The sequence below is a fragment of the Bacillus sp. JZ109 genome (genome assembly GCF_053903135.1).
In genome coordinates, this window is the sequence record NZ_CP096388.1 from 2,540,546 (window position 1) to 2,567,333 (window position 26,788).

Here is a 26,788-nt window from a genome sequence, read left to right on the forward strand (position 1 = left end):
AGTGAACCGTCACATGACACTTGACTCATCTTGATATTATTCAACAAAAACAAACACAGGACAATACTATCAATTTTGTCTAGTTATGTTAGTTTTTGTTGAGTATTCCAGAATGCTAGTTTAATATAACAATATAAAGTTTTCAGTATTTTCAAAAAGGGGGATTTATTGTGGGTTTAGGTAAGAAATTGTCTGTTGCTGTCGCTGCTTCGTTTATGAGTTTATCAATCAGCCTTCCTGGTGTTCAGGCTGCTGAAGGTCATCAGCTTAAAGAGAATCAAACAAATTTCCTCTCCAAAAACGCGATTGCGCAATCAGAACTCTCTGCACCAAATGACAAGGCTGTCAAGCAGTTTTTGAAAAAGAACAGCAACATTTTTAAAGGTGACCCTTCCAAAAGGCTAAAGCTTGTTGAAAGCACGACTGATGCCCTTGGATACAAGCACTTTCGATATGCGCCTGTCGTTAACGGAGTGCCAATTAAAGATTCGCAAGTGATCGTTCACGTCGATAAATCCGATAATGTCTATGCGGTCAATGGTGAATTACACAATCAATCTGCTGCAAAAACAGATAACAGCCAAAAAGTCTCTTCTGAAAAAGCGCTGGCACTCGCTTTCAAAGCTATCGGCAAATCACCAGACGCTGTTTCTAACGGAGCGGCCAAAAACAGCAATAAAGCCGAATTGAAAGCGATAGAAACAAAGGACGGCAGCTATCGTCTTGCTTACGACGTGACGATTCGCTATGTCGAGCCTGAACCTGCAAACTGGGAAGTCTTAGTTGACGCTGAAACAGGCAGCATTTTAAAACAGCAAAATAAAGTAGAACATGCCGCCGCCACTGGAAGCGGAACAACTCTAAAGGGCGCAACTGTTCCTTTGAACATCTCTTATGAAGGCGGAAAATATGTTCTAAGAGATCTTTCAAAACCAACAGGCACCCAAATCATCACATATGATTTGCAAAACAGACAAAGCCGCCTTCCGGGCAATCTTGTCTCAAGCACAACGAAAACATTTACATCTTCATCACAGCGGGCAGCCGTTGACGCACACTATAACCTCGGTAAAGTGTACGATTATTTTTATTCAAACTTTAAACGAAACAGCTATGATAACAGAGGCAGTAAAATCGTTTCTTCCGTTCACTACGGCACTCAATACAATAACGCTGCATGGACAGGAGACCAGATGATTTACGGTGATGGCGACGGTTCATTCTTCTCTCCGCTTTCCGGCTCATTAGATGTGACAGCGCATGAAATGACACATGGCGTCACCCAAGAAACAGCCAACTTGATTTATGAAAATCAGCCAGGTGCATTAAACGAGTCTTTCTCTGACGTATTCGGGTATTTTAACGATACAGAAGACTGGGACATCGGTGAAGACATTACGGTCAGCCAGCCTGCTCTTCGTAGCCTGTCCAACCCTACAAAATACAACCAGCCTGACAATTACGCCAATTACAGAAACCTTCCAAACACAGATGAAGGCGATTATGGCGGTGTACACACAAACAGCGGAATTCCAAACAAAGCCGCTTACAACACCATCACAAAACTTGGTGTATCTAAATCACAGCAAATCTATTACCGTGCGTTAACAACGTACCTCACGCCTTCTTCCACGTTCAAAGATGCCAAGGCAGCTCTCATTCAGTCTGCCCGTGACCTCTACGGCTCAACTGATGCCGCTAAAGTTGAAGCAGCCTGGAATGCTGTTGGATTGTAATATTAGGAAAAGCCTGAGATCCCTCAGGCTTTTTTGTTACATATCTTGATTTCTCTCTTCAGCAGAAACAACGAAAAGATGCTGTCATGAGACAGCAACCGCTTCTGATTTGCAAAAAGAGGGATGCAGCCGCAAGTGCGCATTTTATAAAAGCTAATGATTCAGTCCACATAATTGATAGACGAATTCTGCTACAGGTCACGTGGCTATGTGAAGGATCGCGCGTCCAGTTAAGAGCAAAAACATTGACAAAAAAATTTATTTATGCTAAAATTTACTATTAATATATTTGTATGTATAATAAGATTCTCCTGGCCAGGGGAATCTTATTTTTTGTGGAGGATCATTTCATGAGGAAAAATGAGTCCAGCTTAACGTCTCTAATTTCAGCTTTTGCCCGTGCATATCACAGCCGATATGACACACCTCTTATTTTTGATGATTTTATCGCAAAAGATCTCATTAACGAAAAAGAGTTTATCGACATCAGTAAAAATATGATTCAAGGAATATCGTTTTTCAACAAAGAGATCGCCGAACGTCTTCAAAATGATCCTGAAAAAATATTAAAATGGGTTGCACAAATCCAGCTGTCTCCCACGCCCCTAGCACGTGCTTCTTATTGTGAAAAAGTCTTGCACAACGAATTAATGCTGGGAGCAAAACAGTATGTCATTCTTGGAGCGGGGCTGGATACTTTCTGCTTTCGGCATCCAGAATTAGAAAACAGCTTACAGGTTTTCGAGGTTGACCATCCGGCTACACAGCAATTCAAAAAAAATAAGCTGAAGGATGCAAATCTGACAATTCCGGGTCATCTTCATTTTGTTCCTATGGATTTCACCAAAACGTTTTCATATGATCCTCTTTTAGATGAAGGATTTAAGAACACAAAAACATTCTTCAGCCTTCTCGGAGTGTCTTATTATGTAACACAGGAAGAAAATGCAAGCTTGATAAGCAATTTATTTTCTCATGTCCCGCCTGGAAGCTCTATTGTTTTTGATTATGCGGACGAAACACTTTTTACAGCAAAGGGGACGTCGAATCGAGTTGAACATATGGTGAAGATGGCTGCCGCAAGCGGGGAACCGATGAAATCATGTTTCACTTATCAAGAGATTGAACATCTGTTAGAGTCATCTGGTTTACTGATCTATGAACATCTATCACCAGACGACATCAATGACCTTTTCTTTAGTAATCGAAAAGACAATTTGTCAGCGTTTGAAACGATTCATTATATTCATGCGGTAAAAAAATAATTTTCAAATCATCAGAAGCCTCTCAATGTTTTGAGAGGCTTTTTATTGAACCCGCATGCAGCAAATAAGCTGTCGTTATCATACGGCAGCTTCTGCTAAAGGCTTCACCAAGATCATAAATGATTTGCCTTTCTCATCTTTTTCCGTTTTCAGCTGTTCAAAGCCGCATTGGCTTAAAAACAGTATCCATTCACTGCGCTCAATGGGAACTCCCGCAAACATCGCTTTGTGTTTGGCTCTAAGCAATTTGCTGATCTGTTCAATGATCATCTTCGCATGTCCCTTTTTTTCTTCAGCCGGGTCAATCAGGACCGTTCCGAGCCACGGCTTACCGTTTGAAGGAGACCACTCGAGATGGTAGCTGACGGCAACAGGCAGACCGTCTTTTTCCCATACAAGCCATACCCCGTTGTACATGGAATAGGAGATGATATAGTCTTGTGCATCTTTATCTCCAAACTCCTCCTCTTTCCATACAGGATGAGCCTCCGCGAGCTTTTCTAACAAGCTGAGATCATCCTGCTCAAATGGCCTACTTCCCAGCATGAAGATACTCTTCAAATATCGTTTTATGTATAGATGGGTTTCCGGCTAGCACACTGTGGTTTTCTAAAAAGGTAAACGGCTCTCCTTCAATGGTCGTATAGATGCCTCCTACTTCATTTAACAGCACACAGCCGGCTGCGTAGTCCCATGGCGCAAGGCGCATCGTGATGTAAGCATCTATTCTTCCTGCCGCGACATTTGCCAGCTCTAAAGCGGCAGAACCGTATGAGCGTGTGCCTCTGACTCTTTTCACAAGTGGCGCTAACACACTTTGATCAATTCTTCTGTTTTCCGTTACCCATGTTGCATTAATGGCAAGAATCGCTTCTTCAATGACGGTTTCTTTTAATGGAGCCAGCTTCGTTTCATTCATATAAGCTCCTCTGCCGCTAAATGCGTGATACAGCTCATCGTGCACCACATCATAAATTAAACCGATTTTCCCTTCACCGTTTTCAAAAATCCCAATGGAAATCGCAAAATTTCTTTGCTGGTGCACAAAATTCATCGTCCCATCAATTGGATCAATAATCCATACGACTCCCTCAAGTGAGTGGATTTTGTCTCCTTGCCCCTCTTCACCGAGTATCCGATGTCCCGGAAATGTTTCTTGAATTCGATCAATGAAAAACTTTTCGGTTTCTTTGTCAATATTGGTGACTAAATCATTCGGATTTGATTTCGTTTCAATTGTCAGGCTTTCATGCATGGATTGTTTAATTCTCGCGCCTGCTTCTCTTATCCATTTCTTTGCAATCTCATCAATTTCCGTCCAATTTGTCATTCGTTCGTACCTCTCTTCTATGTAGACCTTTTATTTTATAGGATACTGATAACGGCAATGAAAAAGCAAGGAAAATGAAAAATATCCCTTCTCACGTAAAAACGAACCATTCATGCGGTTCGTTTTCACTATCGCTTTTTTACCCGTTAAGACGAATCCATTCTTTTCTAAGTCGCTCAAGTTTGTTTTTGCTTTGTTCAATCTGCTCTTCATTTTCTTTCTGCATTGCTTCATATAGGGTTGCCAATTCATAATCAACCTCTAGTCTCCAGACAGCAACACGATTGTTTTTCTCTTCCTTAAATCCCTCTTTTACAACTTGCCTCATTGTCTTTCGCCCCTTCCAGAGATCATTTGTTTGTAAAAAAGCATCCCATTTTGCCATTCAACAATGATTACTTCTTATATCGTATGATTGTTCTATTTACGCGCAACATGATTCTGAAAATTGTGTGTTTACCTATTCGTTTATTACCACATTTCCCCTTACTTCAAACGCACTCAATCTTTTTGAAGCTCGTATGAACTGTGATAAAATATGTATACTTAGCATGAAGGAGGAAGATCATGACACAAATGCGTTTCACTGAAGAGGACTTTAACACATTTACAATAGAAGGCTTAGACGCGCGCATGGAAGTATTAAAAGAGACGGTCCGTCCGAAGCTTACAGCTCTAGGCGAACATTTTGCCCCAACTTTATCAGCTTTAACCGGAGATGAAATGTTTCCGCATGTGGCAAAGCATGCAAGAAGATCCGTCAATCCCCCTGCTGACAGCTGGGTGGCGTTCGCAAACAGCAAAAGAGGCTATAAAAAACTGCCGCATTTCCAAATTGGTTTATGGGAAAGCCATGTCTTTGTGTGGTTTGCGATTATTTATGAATCCCCTATCAAAGAAGAATACGGCAAATTGCTTGAAATGAACCAAGAAACCATTACGAAAAATATCCCTGACAGCTTCGTTTGGTCTGCAGATCACACAAAACCGGGAGTACATAAACAGTCTGAAATGGACAAGGAACAGCTGAAGACACTGTTTGAGCGTTTGCAGACTGTAAAGAAAGCTGAGCTGTTATGCGGCATCCAGCTCCAAAAAGAAGAAGTGCTGAATATGAATAACCAGGAATTCCTTCAGCGTATCGACGATGCCTTTAAGCAGCTTGCTTTTCTGTACCGTCTCACCCAAAAAGTATCACAAGCATAAAAAAGAGCCGGGATATCCCCCGGCTCTTTTTCTTACATCTTAATCTTCGCGATATCAGATTCTCTCGCCTGTTTGACCGTGCGATAAGGAGAATATGTACTTTGTTCCTCAAACTCGCCGCATAGCTTTTTTTCCTCGGCCTTCCCCGGTACAATTTCCTTGAAACGGCGGTAAGCTTTAAGCAGTTCTTCACGATCCGCCCCTTTTTCATATGCAAGCTCAACCTGCTGGAAAAATGCAATCACATCCACTGCTTCTTCGGTTGTCCAATCTTCATTCATCGGATATTGATACTCCATTTTCTTCACTCCTTGTAGATTTACTTCCCTTAAGAGAAAGCATCTTCATTTGATCATAAATTGTTCTTTACATTCTTTCAAGTTCATAATATAATTCATTTGTTTTACGTCTAAAAAACGGTTGAGAAACTGATTTTAATACACACTATTATGCATAGGTATGATTACAAAGGTGGGAAAACAATTGTCGCAACATGAAACACCCTTATACACAGGACTGAAAAAGCATGCAAGCAGACAGCCTGTTCAATTCCACATTCCCGGCCATAAAAAAGGGGCAGGAATGGACCCAGAATTCAGACAATTTATCGGTGAAAACGCGTTAAGCATAGATTTAATTAATATTGAACCATTAGACGATCTGCACGCGCCAAAAGGCATTATTAAACAAGCACAAGATCTGGCTGCTGAAGCATTTGGAGCGGATCATACATTTTTTTCTGTTCAAGGAACAAGCGGCGCCATTATGACAATGGTAATGGCTGTTTGCGGACCTGGTGATAAAATTATTATTCCAAGAAATGTTCATAAATCAATTATGACAGCTATTGTATTTTCCGGAGCGGTTCCAATTTTTATTCATCCTGAAATTGACAATGAATTGGGCATCTCCCACGGCATTACACTTGAATCTGCTAAACGGGCGCTTACCGAACATCCGGATGCAAAAGGGCTTCTCGTCATCAACCCGACATATTTCGGTGTTGCAGCCGACTTAAAAAGCATCGTAGAACTCGCTCATTCGTTTGATGTGCCAGTGCTTGTCGATGAAGCACACGGCGTTCACATTCATTTTCACGACGAATTGCCGCTATCGGCTATGCAGGCAGGAGCGGACATAGCAGCGACAAGTGTACACAAGCTGGGCGGATCACTCACGCAAAGTTCGATTTTAAACATGAGAGAGGGCCTTGTATCAAAAGACAGAGTGCAATCAATACTGAGCATGCTGACAACTACGTCAACTTCTTACTTGCTTCTTGCTTCTTTGGATGTTGCCAGAAAACGCCTTGCAACAGAAGGCCACCAGCTTGCTGAGGAAACACTAAAGCTTGCCAATCAGACGAGAGATCGCCTCAACCAGATTGAAGGCATTTATTGTGTCGGTTCTGAGATTCTTGGGTCGAAAGCAGCTTACAGCTATGATCCGACAAAATTGATTATCTCTGTGAAAAGTCTTGGCCTGACAGGACATGACGTGGAAAAATGGCTTCGTGAATCCTTTAATATTGAGGTTGAGCTTTCTGATTTGTACAATATTTTGTGTATTTTCACTCCTGGTGACAGCCAAAATGATGCAGACCGGCTTGTAGAGGCTTTAACTGAGATCGCACAGCAAATGTCAGAACAAGATGTAACACATCAGCAAACTGAGGTTCTGCTTCCAGAAATACCTTTATTGGCAATGACTCCGCGTGATGCTTTCTATGCAAATACGGAAGTCATCCCATTAAAAGAAGCATCCGGACGGATTATTGCTGAATTTGTCATGGTATATCCGCCTGGTATTCCAATCTTCATCCCAGGAGAAATTATTACAGAAGAAAACATCAGCTACATTTTTAAAAACCTTGACGCAGGCCTCCCTGTTCAAGGACCTGAGGACTCGACTTTACATATGATCCGAGTCATCAAAGAACAAAAAGCAATTCAATAAAAAATAAAAAGCATGCGGCTTTAAGCCGCATGCTTTTTTTTACTCTTCATCAACAGGACATTGACATTGTCCGCAGCATGTTCCGTATAATGTTGTCACTTTCTCATCTTCAAAGTAATGAATGGCTTCGTTGCAATCTTGGCAAACAATCGTACCCATCTCTTATTCCCCATTTCTTTGAAATTTGAAAACGCTTAATTTCTTTTGTTGTTATTATATTAATATGTCACATTTAAAATGTCAACAACAAACTGTATAACACATTTTATTTCATCTCATCATATTCACCTTGTTTTTCCATTTTCCATCATACAATATCTTCTTCATACAGAAGCTTTACTCGATATATATGCCACAGCACATAATGTAATTGCACGTTTTCTTGAACTTTCATCCAAGAATGCAGCAAAAAATTCAATATACCCCAGGTTGCTATTTTAAACGATTGATATAATATGTAATCTCACTTTAAAAACGGTTTCAATTATATAACAATTAGGTAACAAGAAGCAGATTAAGCCGCCTCTCGTGATAAACTAAAGCTAGTTAACTACTGTTTATACAGAGGAGAAGATAGATGCGATATCGCGCGGTATTCCCCATGCTGATAATAGTATTTGCTTTATCGGGCTGTACGCTTTCCACCATCAATCCGATGAAAAAAAGCCGGATTGACAACATTCATCATACACAAATCCTGTTTTTTTCTGATGAGAACCAAATAGACCAGGAAGCGCCTTATTACGATGCACTGCTTGATTTAGAAAAAGATTATCCCGAGCAAATAGATAAAATGAAGGTCTATGATAAAAAAGAAGGCTGGGAAGATGAGATTGAAACTGTCCCTACCCTTATGGTTGTTGATCAGCGCCATGTCGTGGTGAAAATCGAGGGATGTGTGAAAAAGAAAGAAGACATCATTAAACCATTACAGCATGTGCTGTCAAAATAAAAAAACAGCCCTCGCTCAAAGCGGGGCTGTTTTTGATATGAAAATTATTTTACGATGTGAATCGGACTTCCGATTGCCACTTCAGCAGCTTCCATTGTGATTTCGCCCAATGTTGGGTGAGCGTGAATTGTCATTGCGATATCTTCAGCAGTCATGCCGCCTTCAATCGCTAAGCTTAATTCAGAAATCATATCAGAAGCACTTGCTCCGGCGATTTGCGCACCGATCACAAGACCGTCCTCTTTACGAGTGATCAGCTTCATGAAGCCGTCTGTTTCGTTAAGAGAAAGCGCGCGGCCGTTTGCTGCAAATGGGAATTTAGCAGCAACAATGTCAAGACCTTCTTCTTTCGCCTGTGCTTCAGTGTAACCAACTGATGCAAGTTCAGGCTCAGAGAAAACAACCGCAGGAATACCAAGGTAATCGATTTCTGCAGGCTCTCCAGCGATAGCTTCTGCAGCGATTTTACCTTCGTAAGATGCTTTATGAGCAAGCGGCGGTCCTTCGATGATATCACCGATTGCATAAATGTTAGGTACGTTTGTGCGGCACTGTTTGTCAGTTTTCACGATACCGCGGTCCGTCATTTCGATACCGACTTGCTCAAGACCAAGCTCATCAGTGTTTGGACGGCGTCCTACTGTAATCAATACGTAATCAGCATCAACAGTTTTTTCTTCGCCTTTTACTTCGAAAGTAACTGTTACGCCGTCTGGTCTTTCTTCAACGCCTTTAGCCATCGCGTTTGTATGGATTTCAACGTTGCCTTTTTTCTTCAGTCTGCGTGTAACGAGAGAACTCATTTGTTTTTCGAAGCCAGGAAGAATTTCATCTCCGCCTTCAAGAATAACAAGTTCAGTACCGAAGTTAGCATACGCAGTTCCAAGTTCAGTTCCGATGTATCCGCCGCCGATAACAACGAGCTTTTTAGGAATTTCTTTAAGAGCCAAAGCGCCAGTTGAATTCAGGACACGCTCACTATATTTGAAGTTTGGCAATTCGATAGGACGAGATCCAGTAGCGATGATTGCATTTTTGAACGTGTATGTTTGAGCAGAGTTCTCATCCATAACACGAACTGAATTGCTGTCTACAAAGTAAGCTTCACCTTTTACAACATCTACTTTGTTGCCTTTAAGAAGACCTGCTACACCGCCAGTAAGCTTGTTGACAACAGAAGCTTTCCATTCTTGAACTTTTGTGAAATCAACTGTTACATTTTCAGCAGTGATTCCCATGTCATCAGAATGTTTTGCATTCTCATAACGGTGACCTGCATTGATCAGCGCTTTTGAAGGGATACATCCAACGTTCAGACAAACGCCTCCAAGAGTTGCCTTTTCAACGACTGTTACTTTTTGTCCAAGCTGTGCAGCGCGGATGGCAGCTACATAGCCGCCAGGTCCCGCACCAATTACAAGAGTATCTGTTTCAATAGGGAAATCTCCTACTACCATAACATTACGCCTCCATTAAAATTAATTGTGGATCGTTCAGTAAACGCTTGATGTGATTTAATGCATTTTGCGCAGTTGCTCCGTCGATCATACGGTGGTCGAAGCTGAGAGAAAGAGCTAAGACTGGAGCTGCTACGATTTCGCCATCACGAACAATCGCTTTTTCTGCAATGCGTCCGATACCAAGAATCGCAACTTCTGGATGGTTGATAACCGGAGTGAACCATTGTCCGCCGGCAGAACCGATGTTTGTAATTGTGCAAGATGCGCCTTTCATTTCAGCTGGAGCAAGCTTGCCTTCACGAGCTTTTGTTGCAAGGCCATTGATCTCATCAGAAATTTCAAAGACAGATTTACGATCTGCATTTTTCACAACCGGTACAAGCAAGCCTTTTTCAGTGTCAGCAGCGATACCGATGTTGAAGTAATGTTTTTGAATAACTTCATCTGTTTTATCGTCAATTGACGTGTTTAAAACAGGGAATTTTTTCAGTGCAGATGTAAGAGCTTTTACAACGTAAGGCAAGTAAGTCAGCTTGATTCCTTGATCAGCAGCAACTTGTTTGAACTGTTTACGATGTGCAACAAGGTTTGTTACGTCCACTTCGTCCATTAACGTTACGTGAGGAGCAGTGTGTTTAGAGTTAACCATCGCTTTTGCAATTGCTTTACGGATACCGCTCATTTTTTCGCGTGTTTCTGGGAATTCGCCCTCTGGAGCTGGTGCAGCAGCCGGTTTAGCAGCTGCTTCTTGTGGTGCAGCTGTTTCTTGCGGTGCAGCTTCTTGCGCTCCTCCGTTTACAAAGCTGTCGATATCTTCTTTTACAACACGTCCGTTGTTGCCTGAACCAGTAACCTTACGGATGTCTACGCCTTTTTCACGAGCATATTTACGTACGGAAGGCATAGCGATCACGCGTTTGTTCGGGTCAACTTCAGCTTGATCCTGCTGCCCTGCGCCAGTAGCTTTTGCAGGCTCTTGAGCTTGCTCTTCTTTCGCAACGTCTTGTCCAGCTTCTGCAGTTGACTGAACTTGTGCTTCAGTTTTCGCATCGTCAGACTCGTCGCTGCCTTTAAATTGAAGATCTTCGTAACCAGGTGCATCAAACGTAATAATCGTTTGTCCAACAGTTGCAACCGTTCCCTCTTCAACTTTTAATTCTAATACTTTTCCTTTAACAGGTGAAGGAATTTCTACTACTGCTTTATCATTTTGGACTTCAGCCAGTACATCATCTTCGTCTACCTCGTCGTTAGGCTTGACAAACCATTTTACGATTTCGCCTTCGTGGATACCTTCCCCGATATCTGGAAGTTTAAATTCAAATGCCACAGTTCTCGACCTCCTAGTTTGATTAAGCAATTTTAAAGTTTACATCGTAAGCATTGAAAACAGATATATAATAGAGGGAAAACGTTCATCTTCCCTCTCGATTATGCAGTTTGATTAAAATTCAAGTACTTTTCTTGCTGTTTCAAGAACGTCTTTATGGTTTGGAAGCCATACGCTCTCCGCTTGAGAGAAAGGAAATACTGTATCTGGCGCTGCAACGCGAAGTACAGGTGCTTCCAAGCTCAGGATCGCACGGTCATTAATTTCTGCTACTACGTTTGCAGCAATACCGGCTTGTTTTTGTGCCTCTTGAACGACAATCGCGCGTCCTGTTTTTTCTACAGAAGCGATAATTGTATCGATATCAAGTGGGCTTACTGTACGAAGGTCGACAACTTCAGCAGAAATGCCGTCTTTTTCAAGCTCCTCAGCAGCTTTTAATGATTCATGAACCATTGCGCCGTAAGTGATGATTGAAAGATCAGTACCTTCACGTTTCACGTCAGCTTTTCCAAGCTCAATTGTGTATTCTTCTTCAGGAACTTCCTGACGGAAAGAACGGTAAAGCTTCATGTGTTCTAAGAAGACAACAGGATCATTATCTCTGATCGCAGAAATTAAAAGTCCTTTGGCATCGTAAGGAGTTGATGGAATCACAACTTTGATACCAGGCTGTTGTGCAACAAGACCTTCCAAGCTGTCAGCGTGAAGTTCAGGAGTATGAACACCGCCGCCGAATGGAGAACGAATTGTTACAGGTGAAGTCCAGCGTCCGCCAGAACGGTAGCGCATACGAGCCATTTGGCCAGAAACTGAATCCATTACTTCATAAACAAATCCGAAGAATTGGATTTCCATTACCGGACGGAAGCCGTTTAAGCCTAAACCAAGGGCAAGACCGCCGATACCAGATTCAGCAAGTGGCGTGTCAAACACACGGTCTTCACCGAATTCTTTTTGCAATCCTTCTGTCGCACGGAATACGCCGCCGTTTACACCAACGTCTTCTCCGAAAACTAAGACATTTTCGTCATTTTTCAGTTCTGTGCGTAACGCATCCGTGATTGCTTGAATCATTGTCATTTGCGCCATGGCTTACTTCGACTCCTTCTGTGTATAAATTTCAAATTGCTCCTCAAGGTTGTGAGGCATTTTTTCGTACATGATTTTCATTAAATCAGTTACTTTTTGCTTCGGTTCAGCATCAGCTTTTTTGATCGCTTGCTTAATTTCTTCTTTCGCATCCTCAATTACTTTGGCTTCTTCTTCTTCAGACCATAAGCCTTTGTTTTCAAGGAACGCACGGAAACGTACAAGCGGATCTTTTTGTTCCCACTCATTTTCGATTTCTTTTGTACGATATTTAGTAGGATCGTCACCAGCCATTGTGTGCGGGCCATAACGGAATGTAAGTGTTTCAATTAGTGTTGGACCTTCGCCGTTGATTGCACGCTCGCGTGCTTCAGCAGTTGCTGCGTATACAGCAAGCGGATCCATTCCGTCTACTTGTACGCCGACAATACCGGCAGCTACAGCTTTTTGTGCAATTGTTTCAGCTGCAGATTGTTTTTCAACAGGAGTTGAAATCGCGTAACGGTTGTTTTGCACCACGAAGATTGCAGGTGCTTTATAAGCTCCGGCAAAGTTAATTCCTTCGTAGAAGTCCCCTTGAGAAGCTCCGCCGTCACCAGTGTAAGTGATTGCGACAGCTTTCTTACCGCGTTTTTTAAGACCTAGCGCAACACCGGCAGTTTGAATGTATTGAGCACCGATAATGATTTGTGGAGAAAGGGCATTCACATCATCAGGCATTTGGTTTCCTCTGAAATGTCCGCGAGAGAAAAGAAACGCTTGATATAATGGAAGGCCGTGCCAAATTAACTGAGGCACATCACGGTATCCAGGAAGAACAAAGTCTTCTTTTTCAAGCGCGAAATGCGTTGCAATCTGAGAAGCTTCTTGACCCGCAGTAGGAGCGTAAAATCCGAGACGTCCTTGACGGTTTAATGAGATAGAGCGTTGGTCAAGCACACGCGTAAATACCATGCGGCGCATTAGCTCTTTTAATTGATCATCAGTTAAATCAGGCATCGCCGCTTCATTCACGACTTCTCCCTTTTCATTTAAAATTTGGAACGTTTCGAACTGCTTTTTAATGGCATCAAATTGCTTCTTACTGTCAACGATAGCTTTTTTCGTTTTTGCAGCCATACTAAGTCACCTCTTCCTTTCTTTTAAACAGTCATTAGACGTGCATTCCTTTTATACATACAAACTTAGGGTACCCTAAAGTATCAGCAGTAAGTCGTATTATATTTTAGCCGATCCCCAGTTTGCCAAAACCTTTTATGTAGGATAGTTACACTCTGCTTTGAACTGTATTATTTCGAAGTTGTAAAAAACTAATACAACACCGCTTAACATGGATTAGTTTACACCAAATAAAGAAGAACCGTCAATCGTTTTCATCGCTGATTTTCAATAAATGTATTCGCTTTACATTTTCAACAAAAAAACAGATGCCAACCGCACCCAAAACTGTACTAGTATACCTTACTATGCTGTACTACAATAGAAATGAAAATTTTGAACGAAATCCGAATCGCATTTCATTCAAAAAAAGAGCTGATCGAATCAGCTCTTTTTCACACGATAGCCTGCAGCATCATATAAATCTTCCCGGGCTTTATTATATTTTTCGGTTTGTTCATTAAATTCTCCGCTATATTTAAGGATCTTTTCATAAGAAGCATTGACTTTATCGATCTGCTGATCCAGATCATCTCTTGTCAAATCTTTGTCTTTCAGCTGCATATACAGTTTTTTATTAAGCTCAAGCGCTTTTTTATACTCTTTATACATAGTGCCATATGATGTATATCTTTTCTCCATATGGTTTGCTGCGGCATCGGCCTTTTCTTTTATGTCTTTTTCCTTAATATGTTCCGCTGACGTTTTTGCTTCCTCAAATTCCGTTTCCGATTTTTTCATGCTGTCATTTTCAAGCTTTAGGTGTTCTTCGCGCTTGCTGACATTTTCAAGCGCCTTATCAGATAAAGCAACAATTTTTTTATAATCATCCATATTGAGCTTCATAACACTATCGTAAAGCTGATTTTCTTTGGCCTCTAATTCTTTGAGTGTTTTTTGTTCTTCTTGAAACGGCTTTTCCGATTCCGCGGCTTTTTCTAATGAATGATGAAGTGAATCAACCGGGTCCTGTCCCATGCATCCTGTTAATATCAGTGCCATGGCACAAAAAGCTCCGATCTTCATTCCAGGCCGCCGTTTTATTGCGTCTTTCACGTTAAATCCCCCAATCTTGACAATTTCTACTATAGAATCCATGGGGACATTTGGCAATAGTCGTGCTGTATTAATGCAATACTGAAATTAAATCAAAAAAGTGAAAAATCAGGACAGATGACCATACAACTTTTTTGTTTTTACATAGGTTATATTAGACGCTATGCCTACTTATAAAGGCTCTGGCGTAATTAAAAGAGGAGGTTATGTAATATGTATGGATATGGTTACGGCGGAGGCTGCTGCAGTTATGGTGGTTACGGATATGGTGGCTACGGATATGGCTACGGCCGCACCTTTGCGCTAATCGTTGTTTTATTCATTCTGTTAATCATTGTCGGAGCTGCTTATTTAGGCGGAGGCTGTTGCTAACCACACAGCATGAAATTGACCAGCCATATACGGCTGGTCATTCGTTTCGTTGCACCTTTGTGAAGAAATCCGATATAATTTACATATTAAGCTTTAGGAGTGAAGTTTCTTGATTACTATGGAAAACATCGTACGTGACGGCCATCCAGCCCTCAGAGAGACTGCCGAACCTGTTGAGCTGCCTCCAACTGATGCAGAAAAACAGCAGCTGGCCGACATGATCGAATTTGTTAAAAACAGCCAAAATCCGGAATTAGCCGAAAAATACAAGCTGCGCCCTGGCGTAGGGCTCGCAGCTCCTCAAATTAATATCAAAAAACGAATGATCGCCGTTCATGCGGAAGATGCTTCCGGTAAATTATACAGCTATGCTCTGTTTAATCCTAAAATCGTCAGCCATTCAGTTGAAAAAAGCTACTTAACAAGCGGCGAGGGCTGCCTCTCTGTAGATGAAGCGATTCCCGGTTATGTTCCCCGCTATGCTCGCATCAGAGTAAAAGGAACAACACTAGAAGGCGAAAATATTGATATTCGTTTAAAAGGATTTCCGGCTATTGTGTTTCAGCATGAGATCGATCATTTGAACGGCGTTATGTTCTATGATCATATTGATAAGGAAAATCCTTTCAAAGAACCTGAAAATGCAATCGCAATTGAGCGCTAAAAGAAAAAACGGCTGGCACAATGCCAGCCGTTTCTTTATTTTAAAAGGCCCAATTCTTTGACAGCGTATGCAATTCCATCTTCATCCACCGGCTTTGTTACAAAGTCCGCGATTTCTTTCAGTTCGGGAACAGCATTTCCCATAGCTACGCCTGTCCCTACATATTCAATCATTTGCAGATCATTTAATCCGTCGCCGAAAGCATATGTATCGCCGATATCAAACGGAAGACGCTCAATCACTTTTTTGATTCCTTCTGCCTTCGAACCTCCGTGCGGCAGAACATCAGTCGATAGCTCATGCCAGCGAACTAGATCAAACTCAGGAAAAGCGGCATAAGCTTTTTCTTCTTCATCCTGACAAAATAAAAGAAGCTGAAAAATTTCTTTTCCTTCATAAAAAAGGTCATCGGCCTCTGGGTAATCGGTTTTAAGGCTGCCGATTCCCTCGAGAACATGAGGGTGATCCGCAACAGTCGCTTTCATCGTGTCCTCGGCCATAAACACAACAGGATGCTTGCCTTCATCCGCCTGCTTTAATAATCGTCTGATTGCATCTTCAGGCAGCGGATTTTTATAAATCACTTGATTTTCAAAGACAACAAACTGTCCATTGTAGGAAATAAATGAGTGGATGCCCAGCTCCTCCAAAATCGGCTTAACCAAAAATGGAGACCGGCCGCTGGCAATAAACACATGATGCCCTTGGCGCTGCAGCTCCGCCACGGTTTTTCTCGTACTTTCCGGTATATTCTTATCATGATCATATATTGTGCCGTCAATATCAAAAAAGATTAATTTAGAATCCATCGCAACTTCCCCTTTATCGTCTTGGTCTGCAATTCCCACCCTCATCATACAAAAAGATTGTCATTCAGCAAACAATTTCGTTCAAAAATCATATTAAATTCCATTAATAACCACGAAAAGTCTTCCTCAATCTCCGTATACTATTTGTATAAAAGAACTCTGGGACAAATTTTTCATTTAAAGGAGGGACTGGCTAATGCTGCGTAAATTAAGAAAGAAACTCAGAAGACAATGGAACGGAATGCTCCGTAAGAAAGCAATTGCCTGACAAGGGATCTTTCACTTTTTGAGAGATCCTTATTTTGCTCAAGGCTTTCCTTATATTCCGTTTTCGAATATAATAGAATGAGCGAGTCTAACATACGGCATTTAAGGAGAGATTTGGAATGATTTATAAGGTATTTTATCAAGAGAAGGCTGACGAAGTACCTGTTCGGGAAAAGACAGATTCACTTTATATTGAAGGCGTATCTGAGCGTGACGTCAGAACAAAGCTGAAAGAAAAGAAATTTAATATTGAGTTTATTACACCTGTTGATGGTGCATTCTTAGAATATGAACAACAGAGCGAAAATTTTAAAGTATTGGAGTTATGAGCGGTATGAAATTTGTAAAAAATGATCAGACTGCTGTTTTCGCCCTCGGAGGTTTGGGCGAAATCGGTAAAAATACGTACGCGGTGCAATTCCAGGATGAAATTGTACTGATTGATGCGGGGATCAAGTTTCCCGAGGACGAACTGCTCGGAATTGACTACGTCATCCCTGATTATACGTATTTAGTCAAAAACGAAGATAAAATTAAAGGGCTTTTTATCACCCACGGGCACGAAGACCACATCGGCGGTATTCCATACCTGCTCAGACAAGTGAATATTCCTGTATACGGCGGAAAACTCGCGATCGGCTTACTTCGGAATAAACTTGAAGAGCATGGATTATTAAGACAGACGAAACTGAACATTATCGGCGAGGATGATATTGTAAAGTTCCGCAAAACGGCTGTGTCATTCTTCAGAACAACACACAGTATTCCGGATTCCTACGGCATTGTTGTAAAAACGCCGCCCGGAAACATCGTACATACTGGGGATTTTAAATTCGACTTTACTCCAGTCGGCGAGCCGGCAAACTTAACGAAAATGGCCGAAATCGGTAAAGAAGGCGTTTTGTGCCTTCTTTCAGACAGCACAAACAGTGAAAATCCGGAGTTTACCATGTCTGAGCGCCGTGTAGGAGAAAGCATTCATGACATTTTCCGCAAGGTGGACGGCCGAATTATCTTCGCTACATTTGCGTCGAATATTCACCGCTTGCAGCAGGTAATTGAAGCTGCTGTACAAAATGGAAGAAAAGTTGCCGTATTTGGACGCAGTATGGAATCGGCTATCGAAATTGGACAGACACTCGGTTATATTAACTGTCCTAAAAATACGTTTATTGAGCATAACGAAATCAATCGTATGCCTGCTAATAAAGTAACAATTTTATGTACAGGAAGCCAAGGAGAACCAATGGCGGCGTTATCAAGAATTGCAAACGGCACACACCGCCAAATTTCAATCAATCCTGGGGATACAGTCGTATTTTCTTCATCCCCTATCCCAGGCAACACAATCAGCGTGAGTCGAACAATCAACCAGCTGTATCGTGCGGGTGCTGAGGTTATTCATGGCCCTCTTAACGATATCCATACATCCGGTCACGGCGGACAGGAAGAACAGAAGCTGATGCTTCGTTTAATCAAACCTAAATTCTTCATGCCGATTCACGGTGAGTACAGAATGCAAAAGATGCATGTCAAACTTGCAACAGATTGTGGCATCCCAGAGGAAAACTGCTTTATCATGGATAATGGTGAAGTATTAGCGCTTAAAGGCGACGAGGCTTCAGTTGCAGGAAAAATCCCGTCCGGTTCAGTGTACATTGACGGAAGCGGTATCGGTGATATTGGCAATATCGTACTTCGTGATCGCAGAATTCTCTCTGAAGAAGGACTTGTCATCGTTGTTGTCAGCATTGACATGGACGACTTCAAGATTTCAGCGGGCCCAGATTTGATTTCCAGAGGATTTGTGTACATGAGAGAATCTGGCGACTTGATCAACGACGCTCAAGAGCTCATTTCAAATCACTTACAAAAAGTAATGGAACGAAAAACGACTCAATGGTCTGAAATCAAAAACGAGATTACAGACACGCTTGCACCTTTCTTGTACGAAAAAACAAAGCGCCGTCCAATGATCCTGCCGATCATTATGGAGGTTTAAAAAAAGAGGCACTCCCTAAGTGAGTGCCTCTTTTTATTGCAGTGATATGTGTTGAAATGATTTTACATCGAATAAGCCCGTAGTCGTCATTTTAATATCAGGAATGACAGGCAACGCTAAAAACGACAATGTCAAAAATGGATTAAATCCGCCTGTGAAACCGATTAACGGCAATTTATCATGAAGCGTCAGCAAGCTTTGATTCACTTGCTCTGCAGATTGGTCGGATAATAACCCTGCAATCGGCAACGGTACTGAATGGAGCTCTTCCCCATTTTTTATAATCGTTGATCCTCCGCCAATTTCCTGCAGCTTATTAACTGCCGCCGCGATATCCTCATCATTCGTTCCGACAGCAATAATATTATGGGAGTCGTGTGAAATGGTTGTGGCAATCGCTCCGCTCTTGAATCCAAAACCTTTCACAACGCCAAGTCCGGTTTCTTTTAATCCTTTATGCCGCTCAACAACTGCAATCTTTAATAAATCAAGCTCAGTGTCAGGCTCAAATTCGCGGGCAACAGGAGCCGGAACTTGTACTAATCTTGTTTCAAGCTGATTTGGTATGATTTGAATGACATTGATCTGCTGCTCTGAATCGATTGGCATATGAAAATCCTGTTTGTTAAGAGGAGCAGCAAGCTTAACAGAATCAAGCAGTGCCTGATCTGGTGCTGCAGTTGAAGCATGATCCTGATAGACCGCTTTGCTGTCTTCAGCAACAGTCTGCCCTTTTATCATCGTCATTGTGACAGTGACATTTTCCAGATCAGATACAAAGAGCAAATCAGCGTCAAAACCCGGGGCAATCGCTCCCTTTGTATCTAATCCGTAGCATTCGGCCGCATTGAGGCTTCCTAATTGATAGGCTAAAAACGGATCAAGTCCAGCTTGAATCGCCATTTTCACCTGATGGTTTACACTTCCCTCTGACAATAAATCATCCACATGCTTATCATCCGTACAAAAAAGAACCGGCGTGCGTTCTTTTCATTCACCGCCGGCAGCACATTGAGCGTGTTTTTGGCGACAGATCCTTCACGCATCATGACATACATGCCCCTTCTGATACGATCAAGGGCTTCTTCCTTCGATGTTACTTCATGGTCATTTAAGACAAATGCGGTTCTGTAAATGTTAATGAGGTCTGTTGATAAACCAGCTAAATGACCGTCTATCCGTTTTCCTGCAACACGGGCATCGAGCAGTTTCTGAACCATGTCTTTTTCAGCCTGCTGAACCGACACATAATCCATAACTTCAGCCAGCCCTAATACTTCTTCTTCTTCATAAAAAGGCTTGAGATCGGCAGCTTTGAGAATTGCGCCTGATCGCTCAAAACTTGCGGCAGGCACACTGGAAGGAAGCATAAAATGGATATTCAAAGGTGTATGCCGAGCTTGTTCAAGCATAAACACAATCCCTCTTTCACCAGACACATTTGCGATCTCATGCGGATCTGTAACAACCGTCGTCACGCCATGAGGCAACACTGCTTTAGCGAACTCAATCGGTGTAACCATTGATGACTCAATATGTACATGTCCATCAATAAAACCCGGAACAATCATTTGTCCCTCTGCATCAATAATATTTTCGCCTTCATACTCACCGAGGCCTACAATAACTCCATCTGTAATCGCAATATCTTCATATATCCATTCTTGATTATATACGTCCATGATTTTTCCGTTCCTAATGACGATATCAGCTTTTTGTCTTTTTGCTGAAGCATTCAGCCTATTGACTAGCGCTTCTTTATTCAAATAGGCCCCTCCTCTTTTTTATTATATGGTACAATATGCTATCGGAACGCCTGTGCTTAGTCAATGAAATTTTAAGAAATTGGCGCTCAGTTCATTAAAGTTGTTATATTCTGATAATATGAAAAACCGCCCTTTGAGGACGGCTTATTTGACTGCTATTTAGTATGAAGAACTCTTTTTTCAAAACGGGAGATGTCTGTAACTGATCCAATAACAATGAGTATATCTTCTTGGTGGATGACTTCGGTTGCAAGCGGTGATACGATGACTTCCTTGCCCCTTTTTATGGCTACGATATTAATACCGTATTTTGCGCGAATATCTAAATCGAGAAGTGTATTTCCAGCCAGGCGGCTGTTAGCTACGATTTCAACAAGACTATGCTCTTCAGACAGCTCCAAATAGTCAAGTACATTGTTGGACACGATATTATGCGCAATTCGTTTTGCCATATCGCGTTCTGGGTGGACGATGTGATCCGCACCAATTTTAGACAGCACTTTTTCGTGATAATCGTTCTGCGCTTTAACTGTAATCGTATGGACGCCAAGTTCTTTCAGAATGAGTGTCGTTAAAATACTCGCTTGAATATTTTCCCCGATTGCTACAATAACGTGGTCAAAATTTCGCAGGCCTAAATTTTTCAGGACAGATTCGTCTGTCGAATCACCGATAACTGCGTGAGATGCAATCTTGGCATACTCGTTGACTTTATCTTCATCGATATCCATTGCCATAACCTCGACGCCTTCTTCGCTTAATGCTTTGCAAATACTGCCACCAAAACGGCCCAGCCCAATTACCGCAAATTCTTTTTTCATCGTGGTGCTCCTTTATATGACATGATATTGATCAAATTTTATCATATTCTTTTGTTACAGTGTTATCCTTTTGGCAGCGAATTCATATGCCGCTTGAGCTTTTCAGTAAACTCAGGCGACAAATACAGCTCCGCTCCGCGTTCGATTTCAATCTGATAGTGCTGAGGCGGGGCAATTTCCGCTTCTTTTTGGAGGACGAGAAAGGTTAAGCAGTCTTTGTAGTGCCTACCGCCAGCTTCAACGTCTACAAATGCCGGCCGATACGTAAGAGATTCGACGCCCTCCCTTTTATATAGATAGGAGAGAGCAGAATAAGGGATACGGTATAAAACGCCTTCTGTTGTTCCTCCGTCTTCCAACATGTCCGCTCTTGAACCGTCATCCCTTTTTAGCGTGAAGCGGGTTGTGTATCCTTTTAAAACAGCTCTTCCTACTGGATCTTGAAAATAGTGATCGACTCCCGCTTTTTGAAAGCGGGCATTATCCATGCATGATCCATAGGCAAAATAATAAATGGGATTTTTCGATTTGCTGATCATCTGATGTTCTTTCCAGTCGCCGCTGCTTATTTTCGTAAAGCCGGCAAACCCGTCTTTGTTCATAAAATAAATAAGCGCATTTTTAATCCCGACATCCGTTTCTACAAACACCGTTTGTTTATGATATCCTTGAAAAAATTGATCGAGCTTATGTATACACAATTCATCTGCTTCATATACTTCGCCGTATATATAGCCTTCACCATTTAAAACAGCTGTGGGCCCCTCTTTTGCAGCAAACAAACTTCCCTTTGTTCTCGCCTGCTCATTAATACATGCCGATTGTGCCAGCAAATGATGGTTTTTTTCATGCTTTCTTAATGTCCCGTATACAAACAGAAGCGAGTTCACTTTATTTTTCTCCTCTCAGCTGTCTGATTTTAAAGGCAAAACCACTTGAAAGACGCTGCCTTTTCCAGCTTCACTTTCGATTTTCAATTCCCCGTCATGTTCCTTCAGGATTCTCAAACAAATGGGAAGTCCCAGTCCAGTGCCCTTTTCTTTTGTTGAATAAAAAGGTTTGCCAATCTGCTTCAGCTTTTCCTGCGGCATGCCGTTTCCTTCATCCTTTACGCTTATCACTGCATGAGAGGCGGTTTTAGCAGTTGAAATGGTTACGACACCGCCCTTTGGCATTGCCTCAATTCCGTTTTTAATGATGTTGATAAAGACCTGCTTCAGCTGATTTTCGTCTCCATTAATCATACAGCCATCTGTCTCTTTAAAATTTTTCTCTATGACGATATTGGACAGAATTGCATTGGTATCAAGCAATGTCGTGACTTGTTTCAAGATCTCATTAAGCTGGTGTGTTTTAAATGTGATTGCCTGCGGTTTTGCAAGCAGCAGCAGCTCGCTGAGCACTAAATCAATTCTTTTAATCTCTGAAAAGATGATGTCAAAATAGTCTTTTCTGTCCGGATATTGTGTTTTCATAATCTGGAGGAAACCGCTGACAGATGTTAAAGGGTTTCTGACCTCATGAGCAATACCTGCGGCAAGTTCACTTGTGATTGATAGTTTCTGGGATTCTCTCGCCAGCCGTTCATTAATCTCAATGAGCTCATCTTCAGCCTCTTTCCGCTCAGTGATATCTGACATTGTACCCAGGCTGCCTGTAAATTGGTCATCCCGGTCATAGTAAAGTTTATAATGAACTTCTCCCCAAAAAATCGTGCCGTTTTTTGTCACGTATTTTGCCGTAAACATGCCAGAAGACGCTTTGTTTTGAATTTGGGTGTTAATGTGGTCGGCTACGTGCTTTTCTTTTATGAAGTAATCATTATACATCGTTCCCATACATTCACTGATTGAAAAGCCGGTTATTGATGCCCACGCTTGGTTTAAATATGTAATTTCGCCTTTTGCATTCGTTTGAAATACGATTTCCTGCAAATTATCCATGATGCGGTTTTTTTCTTCTGAAAGCTGTTTATACTTCCATTCGTTATCCTTCATTTTCTTAACCAGCTGCTGTTTCTCATCAATATAATAAGCCAGCATCCAGACACTTACCAGCGTGACTGCAGTATACACAATATCAACAGGCCAATTAATCGGGTTTTTGCCTATAAAATAAAATAAATAATCCCAAAACATTATAAAAATCATTGCCAAAATGATGGAAATGATACGCGCTTGATATTTTCTCATATGACCACCTGCCGCTTGTGTTTCTCTACTTATTGTACCATTCTTCGACAAATAATTGAGTAAAATATGTAAAGTATCCCAAATCATTCATTACCAAATATCTTGATGTCTTATCTTAGGCGGCGGTAATCAAAAATTGGCACGCAAAAAAGGCGGAGATGATATCACTCCGCCTTTTTTAGCATAATTTTATTCTTTTAAAGCGGCTTGAATTTCTTCGAGAAGCAGCTGTGCACCCTCAGGGCTTAGCGTAATTTTACCGTTGCCGTATTCTTTATTTTCTGAAGTGATTTCTCCAGTCATTAAACAAACGCCATGAGGTTTGTACTTTTTCAAGATAATTTTATCTCCGTCAACAAAAAACTCAATGCTGTCTTTTATGGCAATATCCAATGCCCGTCTCAACTCAATCGGCATGACAATGCGGCCTAATTCATCTACTTTTCTCACAACACCTATTGATTTCATAAAAACCCTTCTTCCTTTAAATGTTTCTTTTCTCATGTAATGTTTTAAGGATGTACCTCAATATATCGTAGACGAATGAAACTTTGAAAAAGTTTCCCGCTTTCTATAAGAATTACAAGATATTTTTTCCATAAAACCGAAAAATGTATTACTTCTGTTACACAGTTCCTTGATTTTTTACAAAAACATTTCTTTACCGACGCACACCCCCAAAAATCGCAGTATTTCTGAGAAACTTTAAATGTAGAATCATATTAAATTAGGATAGAGATTGGGTGAAAACATGTTTCAATCAACTGAAATCGGGATTGACTTAGGAACAGCTAATATACTTGTTTACAGCAAAAATAAAGGGATTATCCTAAATGAACCATCTGTTGTCGCAGTGGATACGACGACAAAAGCAGTGCTTGCAATCGGAGCTGATGCGAAAAACATGATCGGTAAAACACCGGGAAAAATTGTCGCTGTCAGACCGATGAAAGATGGCGTGATCGCAGACTATGATATGACAACTGACCTGCTAAAGCACATTATGAAAAAAGCCGCAAAAAGCATCGGCATGTCGTTCAGAAAACCGAACGTAGTCGTTTGCACACCATCAGGCTCAACAGCAGTAGAACGCCGCGCCATCAGTGATGCGGTGAAAAATTGCGGCGCGAAAAACGTTCATTTAATCGAAGAGCCAGTTGCAGCCGCCATCGGAGCGGATTTACCAGTTGATGAGCCGGTTGCCAATGTGGTAGTAGATATCGGCGGAGGGACGACAGAGGTCGCTATTATTTCCTTCGGTGGCGTTGTTTCCTGCCATTCTATCAGGATCGGCGGAGACCAGCTTGATGAGGATATCGTTTCTTTCGTCCGTAAAAAATACAATTTGCTGATCGGCGAACGCACAGCTGAGCAGGTAAAAATGGAAATTGGCCATGCTCTGATTGAACATATACCAGAGGCAATGGAAATTCGGGGACGCGACCTCGTGACAGGTCTTCCAAAAACCATTATGCTTCAATCCAACGAAATTCAAGATGCAATGCGTGAATCCCTCCTGCATATTCTTGAAGCCATCAGAGCGACACTTGAGGACTGTCCGCCTGAATTGAGCGGAGATATTGTTGATCGCGGCGTTATTTTAACAGGCGGCGGCGCGCTCCTTAATGGAATTAAAGAATGGCTCACAGAAGAGATTGTCGTGCCTGTACACGTGGCGCAAAACCCGCTTGAATCTGTAGCAATCGGCACAGGCCGTTCTTTAGAAGTGATTGATAAGCTGCAAAAGGCAATTAAATAGTCTTTACCCGCAAAATTCTCACACGCGGCAAATTTCTTGCTTCTTTTTTCCTCACTTCCTTCATATTGTAGGAAATGGAGAAACGTTAAGGAGGAAACAGATGCTAAGAGATTTAGGAAGAAGAGTAGCGATCGCAGCCATTTTAAGCGGAATTATTCTTGGAGGCATGAGCATTTCTTTGGCAAATATGCCTCATTCGCCTGCAGGCGGCACTGTAAAACTGAATCATCCATAATATTGAAAAACCCAAGACGTGTCGTTTTGGGTTTTTCACTTTGGGCTCCTTCTTTCCTTTATAGGATCATATTTGATATGATGAGAAAAAAGCTTGGAGGAATGATTCATGGATTCATTTTCACAGAAATTAAATACATATGCACAGCTGGCGGTAGAAGTCGGCGTTAATGTTCAAAAAGGCCAGTATGTAGTCGTAAATGCTTCAACAGACGTTCGGGATTTTGTCCGTTTAATTGTAAAACACGCATATGAAAAGGGCGCAAAAAACGTCACCGTGAATTGGCAGGATGACGAAGTCGCCAAATTAAAATACGAACTTGCGCCGTTTGAAGCATTTGAAGAATATCCTGAATGGGAAGCAAAAGGCAGAGAAGAGCTTGCCAAAAATGGAGCTGCTTTCATTTCTGTTGTGTCGTCAAACCCAGACTTGCTAAAAGGTATAGATTCCAAACGGATTGCGGCATTCCAAAAAGCAGCAGGCAAAGCATTACATACATACAGACAATATATTCAATCAGACAAAGTCAGCTGGACTGTCGTAGGTGCGGCATCAGCAGGCTGGGCTCACAAGGTGTTTCCTGGCAAATCAGAGGAGGAAGCGATCCACCTTCTGTGGGAAGAAATTTTTAAAGCGACGCGCGTAAATGAAGACAACCCGGTTCAGGCGTGGATCAATCATGACCAAAATCTTCATGAAAAAGTTGACCATTTGAACGAGAGACATTACGCTGCCTTACATTATCAAGCTGAAGGAACTGATTTAACAATTAAGCTGCCTAGGAAGCATGTTTGGGCAGGTGCGGGAAGCGTGAATGAAAGCGGCCATGAGTTTATGGCCAATATGCCGACAGAAGAAGTGTTCACGCTGCCGCAAAAAGACGGGGTTGACGGTGTGGTATCAAGCACAAAACCATTAAGCTACGGCGGAAATATTATTGAAAATTTCACCCTGACGTTTGAAAATGGCCGTATAGTCGACATTAAAGCTGAAAAAGGTGAGGATATTTTAAAAGAACTGGTGGAAACAGATGAAGGTTCTCACTATTTAGGTGAAGTGGCACTTGTTCCTTACGATTCGCCTATATCACAATCAAACATTCTTTTCTATAACACGCTGTTTGATGAAAACGCGTCAAATCATTTGGCGATCGGAAGCGCCTATGCCTTTAATATTGAAGGCGGAAAGCAGATGTCTCGTGAAGAGCTTGTCAAAGAAGGCCTAAATGAGAGCATTACACACGTGGACTTTATGATCGGTTCTAAGGATATGAATATTGACGGAATTACGGCAGACGGGAAAAGAGAGCCTATCTTCAGAAACGGAAATTGGGCTTTTTAAGTAAATAAAAGGAGGCTTT

The 26,788-nt window shown here is 41.7% G+C and carries 27 protein-coding genes and 1 pseudogene; 12 read left to right on the plus strand and 16 right to left on the minus strand.

Translation table 11 applies throughout. From position 1 onward, the window contains the following. Positions 1 to 170 precede the first annotated feature (170 nt). Both nprE and M1D94_RS13350 read left to right on the plus strand, forming a co-directional pair. Positions 171 to 1,736 carry a neutral metalloprotease NprE gene (gene nprE / locus M1D94_RS13345; protein WP_456270262.1) on the plus strand — a complete coding sequence of 522 codons (1,566 nt, stop codon included), beginning with the start codon at positions 171 to 173 and terminating at the stop codon, positions 1,734 to 1,736. 350 nt (positions 1,737 to 2,086) lie between these two features. Then, on the plus strand, positions 2,087 to 3,001 hold the full coding sequence (locus M1D94_RS13350) for a class I SAM-dependent methyltransferase (protein WP_049139907.1): 915 nt from the start codon (positions 2,087 to 2,089) through the stop codon (positions 2,999 to 3,001). A 78-nt stretch (positions 3,002 to 3,079) separates the two neighbouring features. Here the strand turns inward: M1D94_RS13350 and M1D94_RS13355 are convergent, their stop codons facing one another. From M1D94_RS13355 to M1D94_RS13365, 3 genes are all read right to left on the minus strand, one after another. Continuing rightward, entirely contained in the window at positions 3,080 to 3,508 is a 429-nt protein-coding gene (locus M1D94_RS13355) for a GNAT family protein (RefSeq protein WP_072174091.1), read from the minus strand. Between the two features lie 25 nt (positions 3,509 to 3,533). Then, positions 3,534 to 4,331 carry an inositol-1-monophosphatase gene (gene suhB / locus M1D94_RS13360; RefSeq protein ID WP_014476703.1) on the minus strand — a complete coding sequence of 266 codons (798 nt, stop codon included), beginning with the start codon at positions 4,329 to 4,331 and terminating at the stop codon, positions 3,534 to 3,536. Between the two features lie 139 nt (positions 4,332 to 4,470). Continuing rightward, the gene (locus tag M1D94_RS13365; protein WP_009967148.1) at positions 4,471 to 4,659 is read right to left on the minus strand and encodes a hypothetical protein; all 189 of its coding nucleotides are present in this window, start codon (positions 4,657 to 4,659) and stop codon (positions 4,471 to 4,473) included. A gap of 239 nt (positions 4,660 to 4,898) precedes the next feature. Here M1D94_RS13365 and M1D94_RS13370 point away from each other — a divergent pair, with 239 nt between their 5' ends. Next, positions 4,899 to 5,537: a YktB family protein gene (locus tag M1D94_RS13370; RefSeq protein ID WP_014479697.1), complete on the plus strand. Its 639-nt coding sequence runs from the start codon at positions 4,899 to 4,901 to the stop codon at positions 5,535 to 5,537. Between the two features lie 32 nt (positions 5,538 to 5,569). Here the strand turns inward: M1D94_RS13370 and M1D94_RS13375 are convergent, their stop codons facing one another. After that, positions 5,570 to 5,836 carry a UPF0223 family protein gene (locus M1D94_RS13375; RefSeq protein ID WP_014479696.1) on the minus strand — a complete coding sequence of 89 codons (267 nt, stop codon included), beginning with the start codon at positions 5,834 to 5,836 and terminating at the stop codon, positions 5,570 to 5,572. Positions 5,837 to 6,020: 184 nt separating this feature from the next. Here M1D94_RS13375 and speA point away from each other — a divergent pair, with 184 nt between their 5' ends. Next, positions 6,021 to 7,493, plus strand: a complete 1,473-nt coding sequence (speA, locus tag M1D94_RS13380) for an arginine decarboxylase (protein WP_014479695.1) — start codon at positions 6,021 to 6,023, stop codon at positions 7,491 to 7,493. Positions 7,494 to 7,532: 39 nt separating this feature from the next. Here the strand turns inward: speA and M1D94_RS13385 are convergent, their stop codons facing one another. Next, positions 7,533 to 7,652, minus strand: a complete 120-nt coding sequence (locus M1D94_RS13385; RefSeq protein ID WP_003232305.1) for a GapA-binding peptide SR1P — start codon at positions 7,650 to 7,652, stop codon at positions 7,533 to 7,535. 418 nt (positions 7,653 to 8,070) lie between these two features. Here M1D94_RS13385 and slp point away from each other — a divergent pair, with 418 nt between their 5' ends. Continuing rightward, positions 8,071 to 8,445 carry a peptidoglycan-associated lipoprotein Slp gene (gene slp / locus M1D94_RS13390; RefSeq protein WP_003245672.1) on the plus strand — a complete coding sequence of 125 codons (375 nt, stop codon included), beginning with the start codon at positions 8,071 to 8,073 and terminating at the stop codon, positions 8,443 to 8,445. 44 nt (positions 8,446 to 8,489) lie between these two features. Here the strand turns inward: slp and lpdA are convergent, their stop codons facing one another. The 5 genes from lpdA to M1D94_RS13415 all read right to left on the minus strand — a co-directional run bounded on the left by lpdA (position 8,490) and on the right by M1D94_RS13415 (position 14,541). Further along, positions 8,490 to 9,902, minus strand: coding sequence for a dihydrolipoyl dehydrogenase (gene lpdA / locus M1D94_RS13395; RefSeq protein WP_003232309.1), 1,413 nt, complete (start codon positions 9,900 to 9,902; stop codon positions 8,490 to 8,492). A 4-nt stretch (positions 9,903 to 9,906) separates the two neighbouring features. Continuing rightward, positions 9,907 to 11,235 (minus strand): pyruvate dehydrogenase complex dihydrolipoyllysine-residue acetyltransferase, encoded by a 1,329-nt coding sequence (pdhC, locus tag M1D94_RS13400; protein WP_103803449.1) that lies wholly within the window; start codon positions 11,233 to 11,235, stop codon positions 9,907 to 9,909. Positions 11,236 to 11,349: 114 nt separating this feature from the next. Continuing rightward, positions 11,350 to 12,327: a pyruvate dehydrogenase complex E1 component subunit beta gene (gene pdhB / locus M1D94_RS13405; protein ID WP_014113660.1), complete on the minus strand. Its 978-nt coding sequence runs from the start codon at positions 12,325 to 12,327 to the stop codon at positions 11,350 to 11,352. Between the two features lie 3 nt (positions 12,328 to 12,330). Continuing rightward, positions 12,331 to 13,446, minus strand: coding sequence for a pyruvate dehydrogenase (acetyl-transferring) E1 component subunit alpha (gene pdhA / locus M1D94_RS13410; protein ID WP_003222294.1), 1,116 nt, complete (start codon positions 13,444 to 13,446; stop codon positions 12,331 to 12,333). 423 nt (positions 13,447 to 13,869) lie between these two features. After that, complete coding sequence (locus M1D94_RS13415) at positions 13,870 to 14,541, minus strand: YkyA family protein (protein ID WP_021479365.1); 672 nt, start codon at positions 14,539 to 14,541, stop codon at positions 13,870 to 13,872. 213 nt (positions 14,542 to 14,754) lie between these two features. Between M1D94_RS13415 and M1D94_RS13420 the strand changes: the two genes are divergently transcribed. Beyond that, complete coding sequence (locus M1D94_RS13420) at positions 14,755 to 14,913, plus strand: YjcZ family sporulation protein (RefSeq protein WP_014476697.1); 159 nt, start codon at positions 14,755 to 14,757, stop codon at positions 14,911 to 14,913. Positions 14,914 to 15,022: 109 nt separating this feature from the next. Next, entirely contained in the window at positions 15,023 to 15,577 is a 555-nt protein-coding gene (gene def, locus M1D94_RS13425; RefSeq protein WP_003245474.1) for a peptide deformylase, read from the plus strand. Between the two features lie 35 nt (positions 15,578 to 15,612). On the opposite strand, the gene M1D94_RS13430 is transcribed toward def, so the two are convergent. Further along, positions 15,613 to 16,386, minus strand: a complete 774-nt coding sequence (locus M1D94_RS13430) for a Cof-type HAD-IIB family hydrolase (protein WP_021479366.1) — start codon at positions 16,384 to 16,386, stop codon at positions 15,613 to 15,615. A 386-nt stretch (positions 16,387 to 16,772) separates the two neighbouring features. On the opposite strand from M1D94_RS13430, the gene rnpZA reads away from it, so the two are divergent. Beyond that, positions 16,773 to 16,982 (plus strand): RNA polymerase subunit omega 1, encoded by a 210-nt coding sequence (gene rnpZA / locus M1D94_RS13435; RefSeq protein ID WP_003222303.1) that lies wholly within the window; start codon positions 16,773 to 16,775, stop codon positions 16,980 to 16,982. A gap of 5 nt (positions 16,983 to 16,987) precedes the next feature. Continuing rightward, a complete protein-coding gene (rnjA, locus tag M1D94_RS13440) occupies positions 16,988 to 18,655 on the plus strand; it encodes a ribonuclease J1 (protein ID WP_003245660.1) in 1,668 nt (555 codons plus the stop codon). A 33-nt stretch (positions 18,656 to 18,688) separates the two neighbouring features. On the opposite strand, the pseudogene ade reads toward rnjA, so the two are convergent. The 5 genes and pseudogenes from ade to abhA form a co-directional block, all read right to left on the minus strand. Beyond that, a pseudogene (ade, locus tag M1D94_RS13445) lies at positions 18,689 to 20,421 on the minus strand (adenine deaminase). Positions 20,422 to 20,576: 155 nt separating this feature from the next. Then, positions 20,577 to 21,242: a Ktr system potassium transporter KtrC gene (ktrC, locus tag M1D94_RS13450; protein ID WP_003222311.1), complete on the minus strand. Its 666-nt coding sequence runs from the start codon at positions 21,240 to 21,242 to the stop codon at positions 20,577 to 20,579. A 62-nt stretch (positions 21,243 to 21,304) separates the two neighbouring features. Continuing rightward, positions 21,305 to 22,132: a gamma-glutamylcyclotransferase gene (locus tag M1D94_RS13455; RefSeq protein ID WP_085186118.1), complete on the minus strand. Its 828-nt coding sequence runs from the start codon at positions 22,130 to 22,132 to the stop codon at positions 21,305 to 21,307. 15 nt (positions 22,133 to 22,147) lie between these two features. Next, the gene (kinC, locus tag M1D94_RS13460; protein WP_003232333.1) at positions 22,148 to 23,434 is read right to left on the minus strand and encodes a two-component sensor histidine kinase KinC; all 1,287 of its coding nucleotides are present in this window, start codon (positions 23,432 to 23,434) and stop codon (positions 22,148 to 22,150) included. A 189-nt stretch (positions 23,435 to 23,623) separates the two neighbouring features. Beyond that, a complete protein-coding gene (gene abhA / locus M1D94_RS13465; protein WP_003244728.1) occupies positions 23,624 to 23,902 on the minus strand; it encodes a transcriptional regulator AbhA in 279 nt (92 codons plus the stop codon). 283 nt (positions 23,903 to 24,185) lie between these two features. Between abhA and mreBH the strand changes: the two genes are divergently transcribed. The 3 genes from mreBH to M1D94_RS13480 all read left to right on the plus strand — a co-directional run bounded on the left by mreBH (position 24,186) and on the right by M1D94_RS13480 (position 26,769). After that, a complete protein-coding gene (mreBH, locus tag M1D94_RS13470) occupies positions 24,186 to 25,193 on the plus strand; it encodes a cell shape-determining protein MreBH (protein ID WP_003245743.1) in 1,008 nt (335 codons plus the stop codon). Between the two features lie 100 nt (positions 25,194 to 25,293). Continuing rightward, entirely contained in the window at positions 25,294 to 25,428 is a 135-nt protein-coding gene (locus M1D94_RS13475) for a protein YkpC (RefSeq protein WP_003238865.1), read from the plus strand. 108 nt (positions 25,429 to 25,536) lie between these two features. Then, positions 25,537 to 26,769, plus strand: coding sequence for an aminopeptidase (locus M1D94_RS13480; RefSeq protein WP_003232341.1), 1,233 nt, complete (start codon positions 25,537 to 25,539; stop codon positions 26,767 to 26,769). Positions 26,770 to 26,788: the final 19 nt, after the last annotated feature.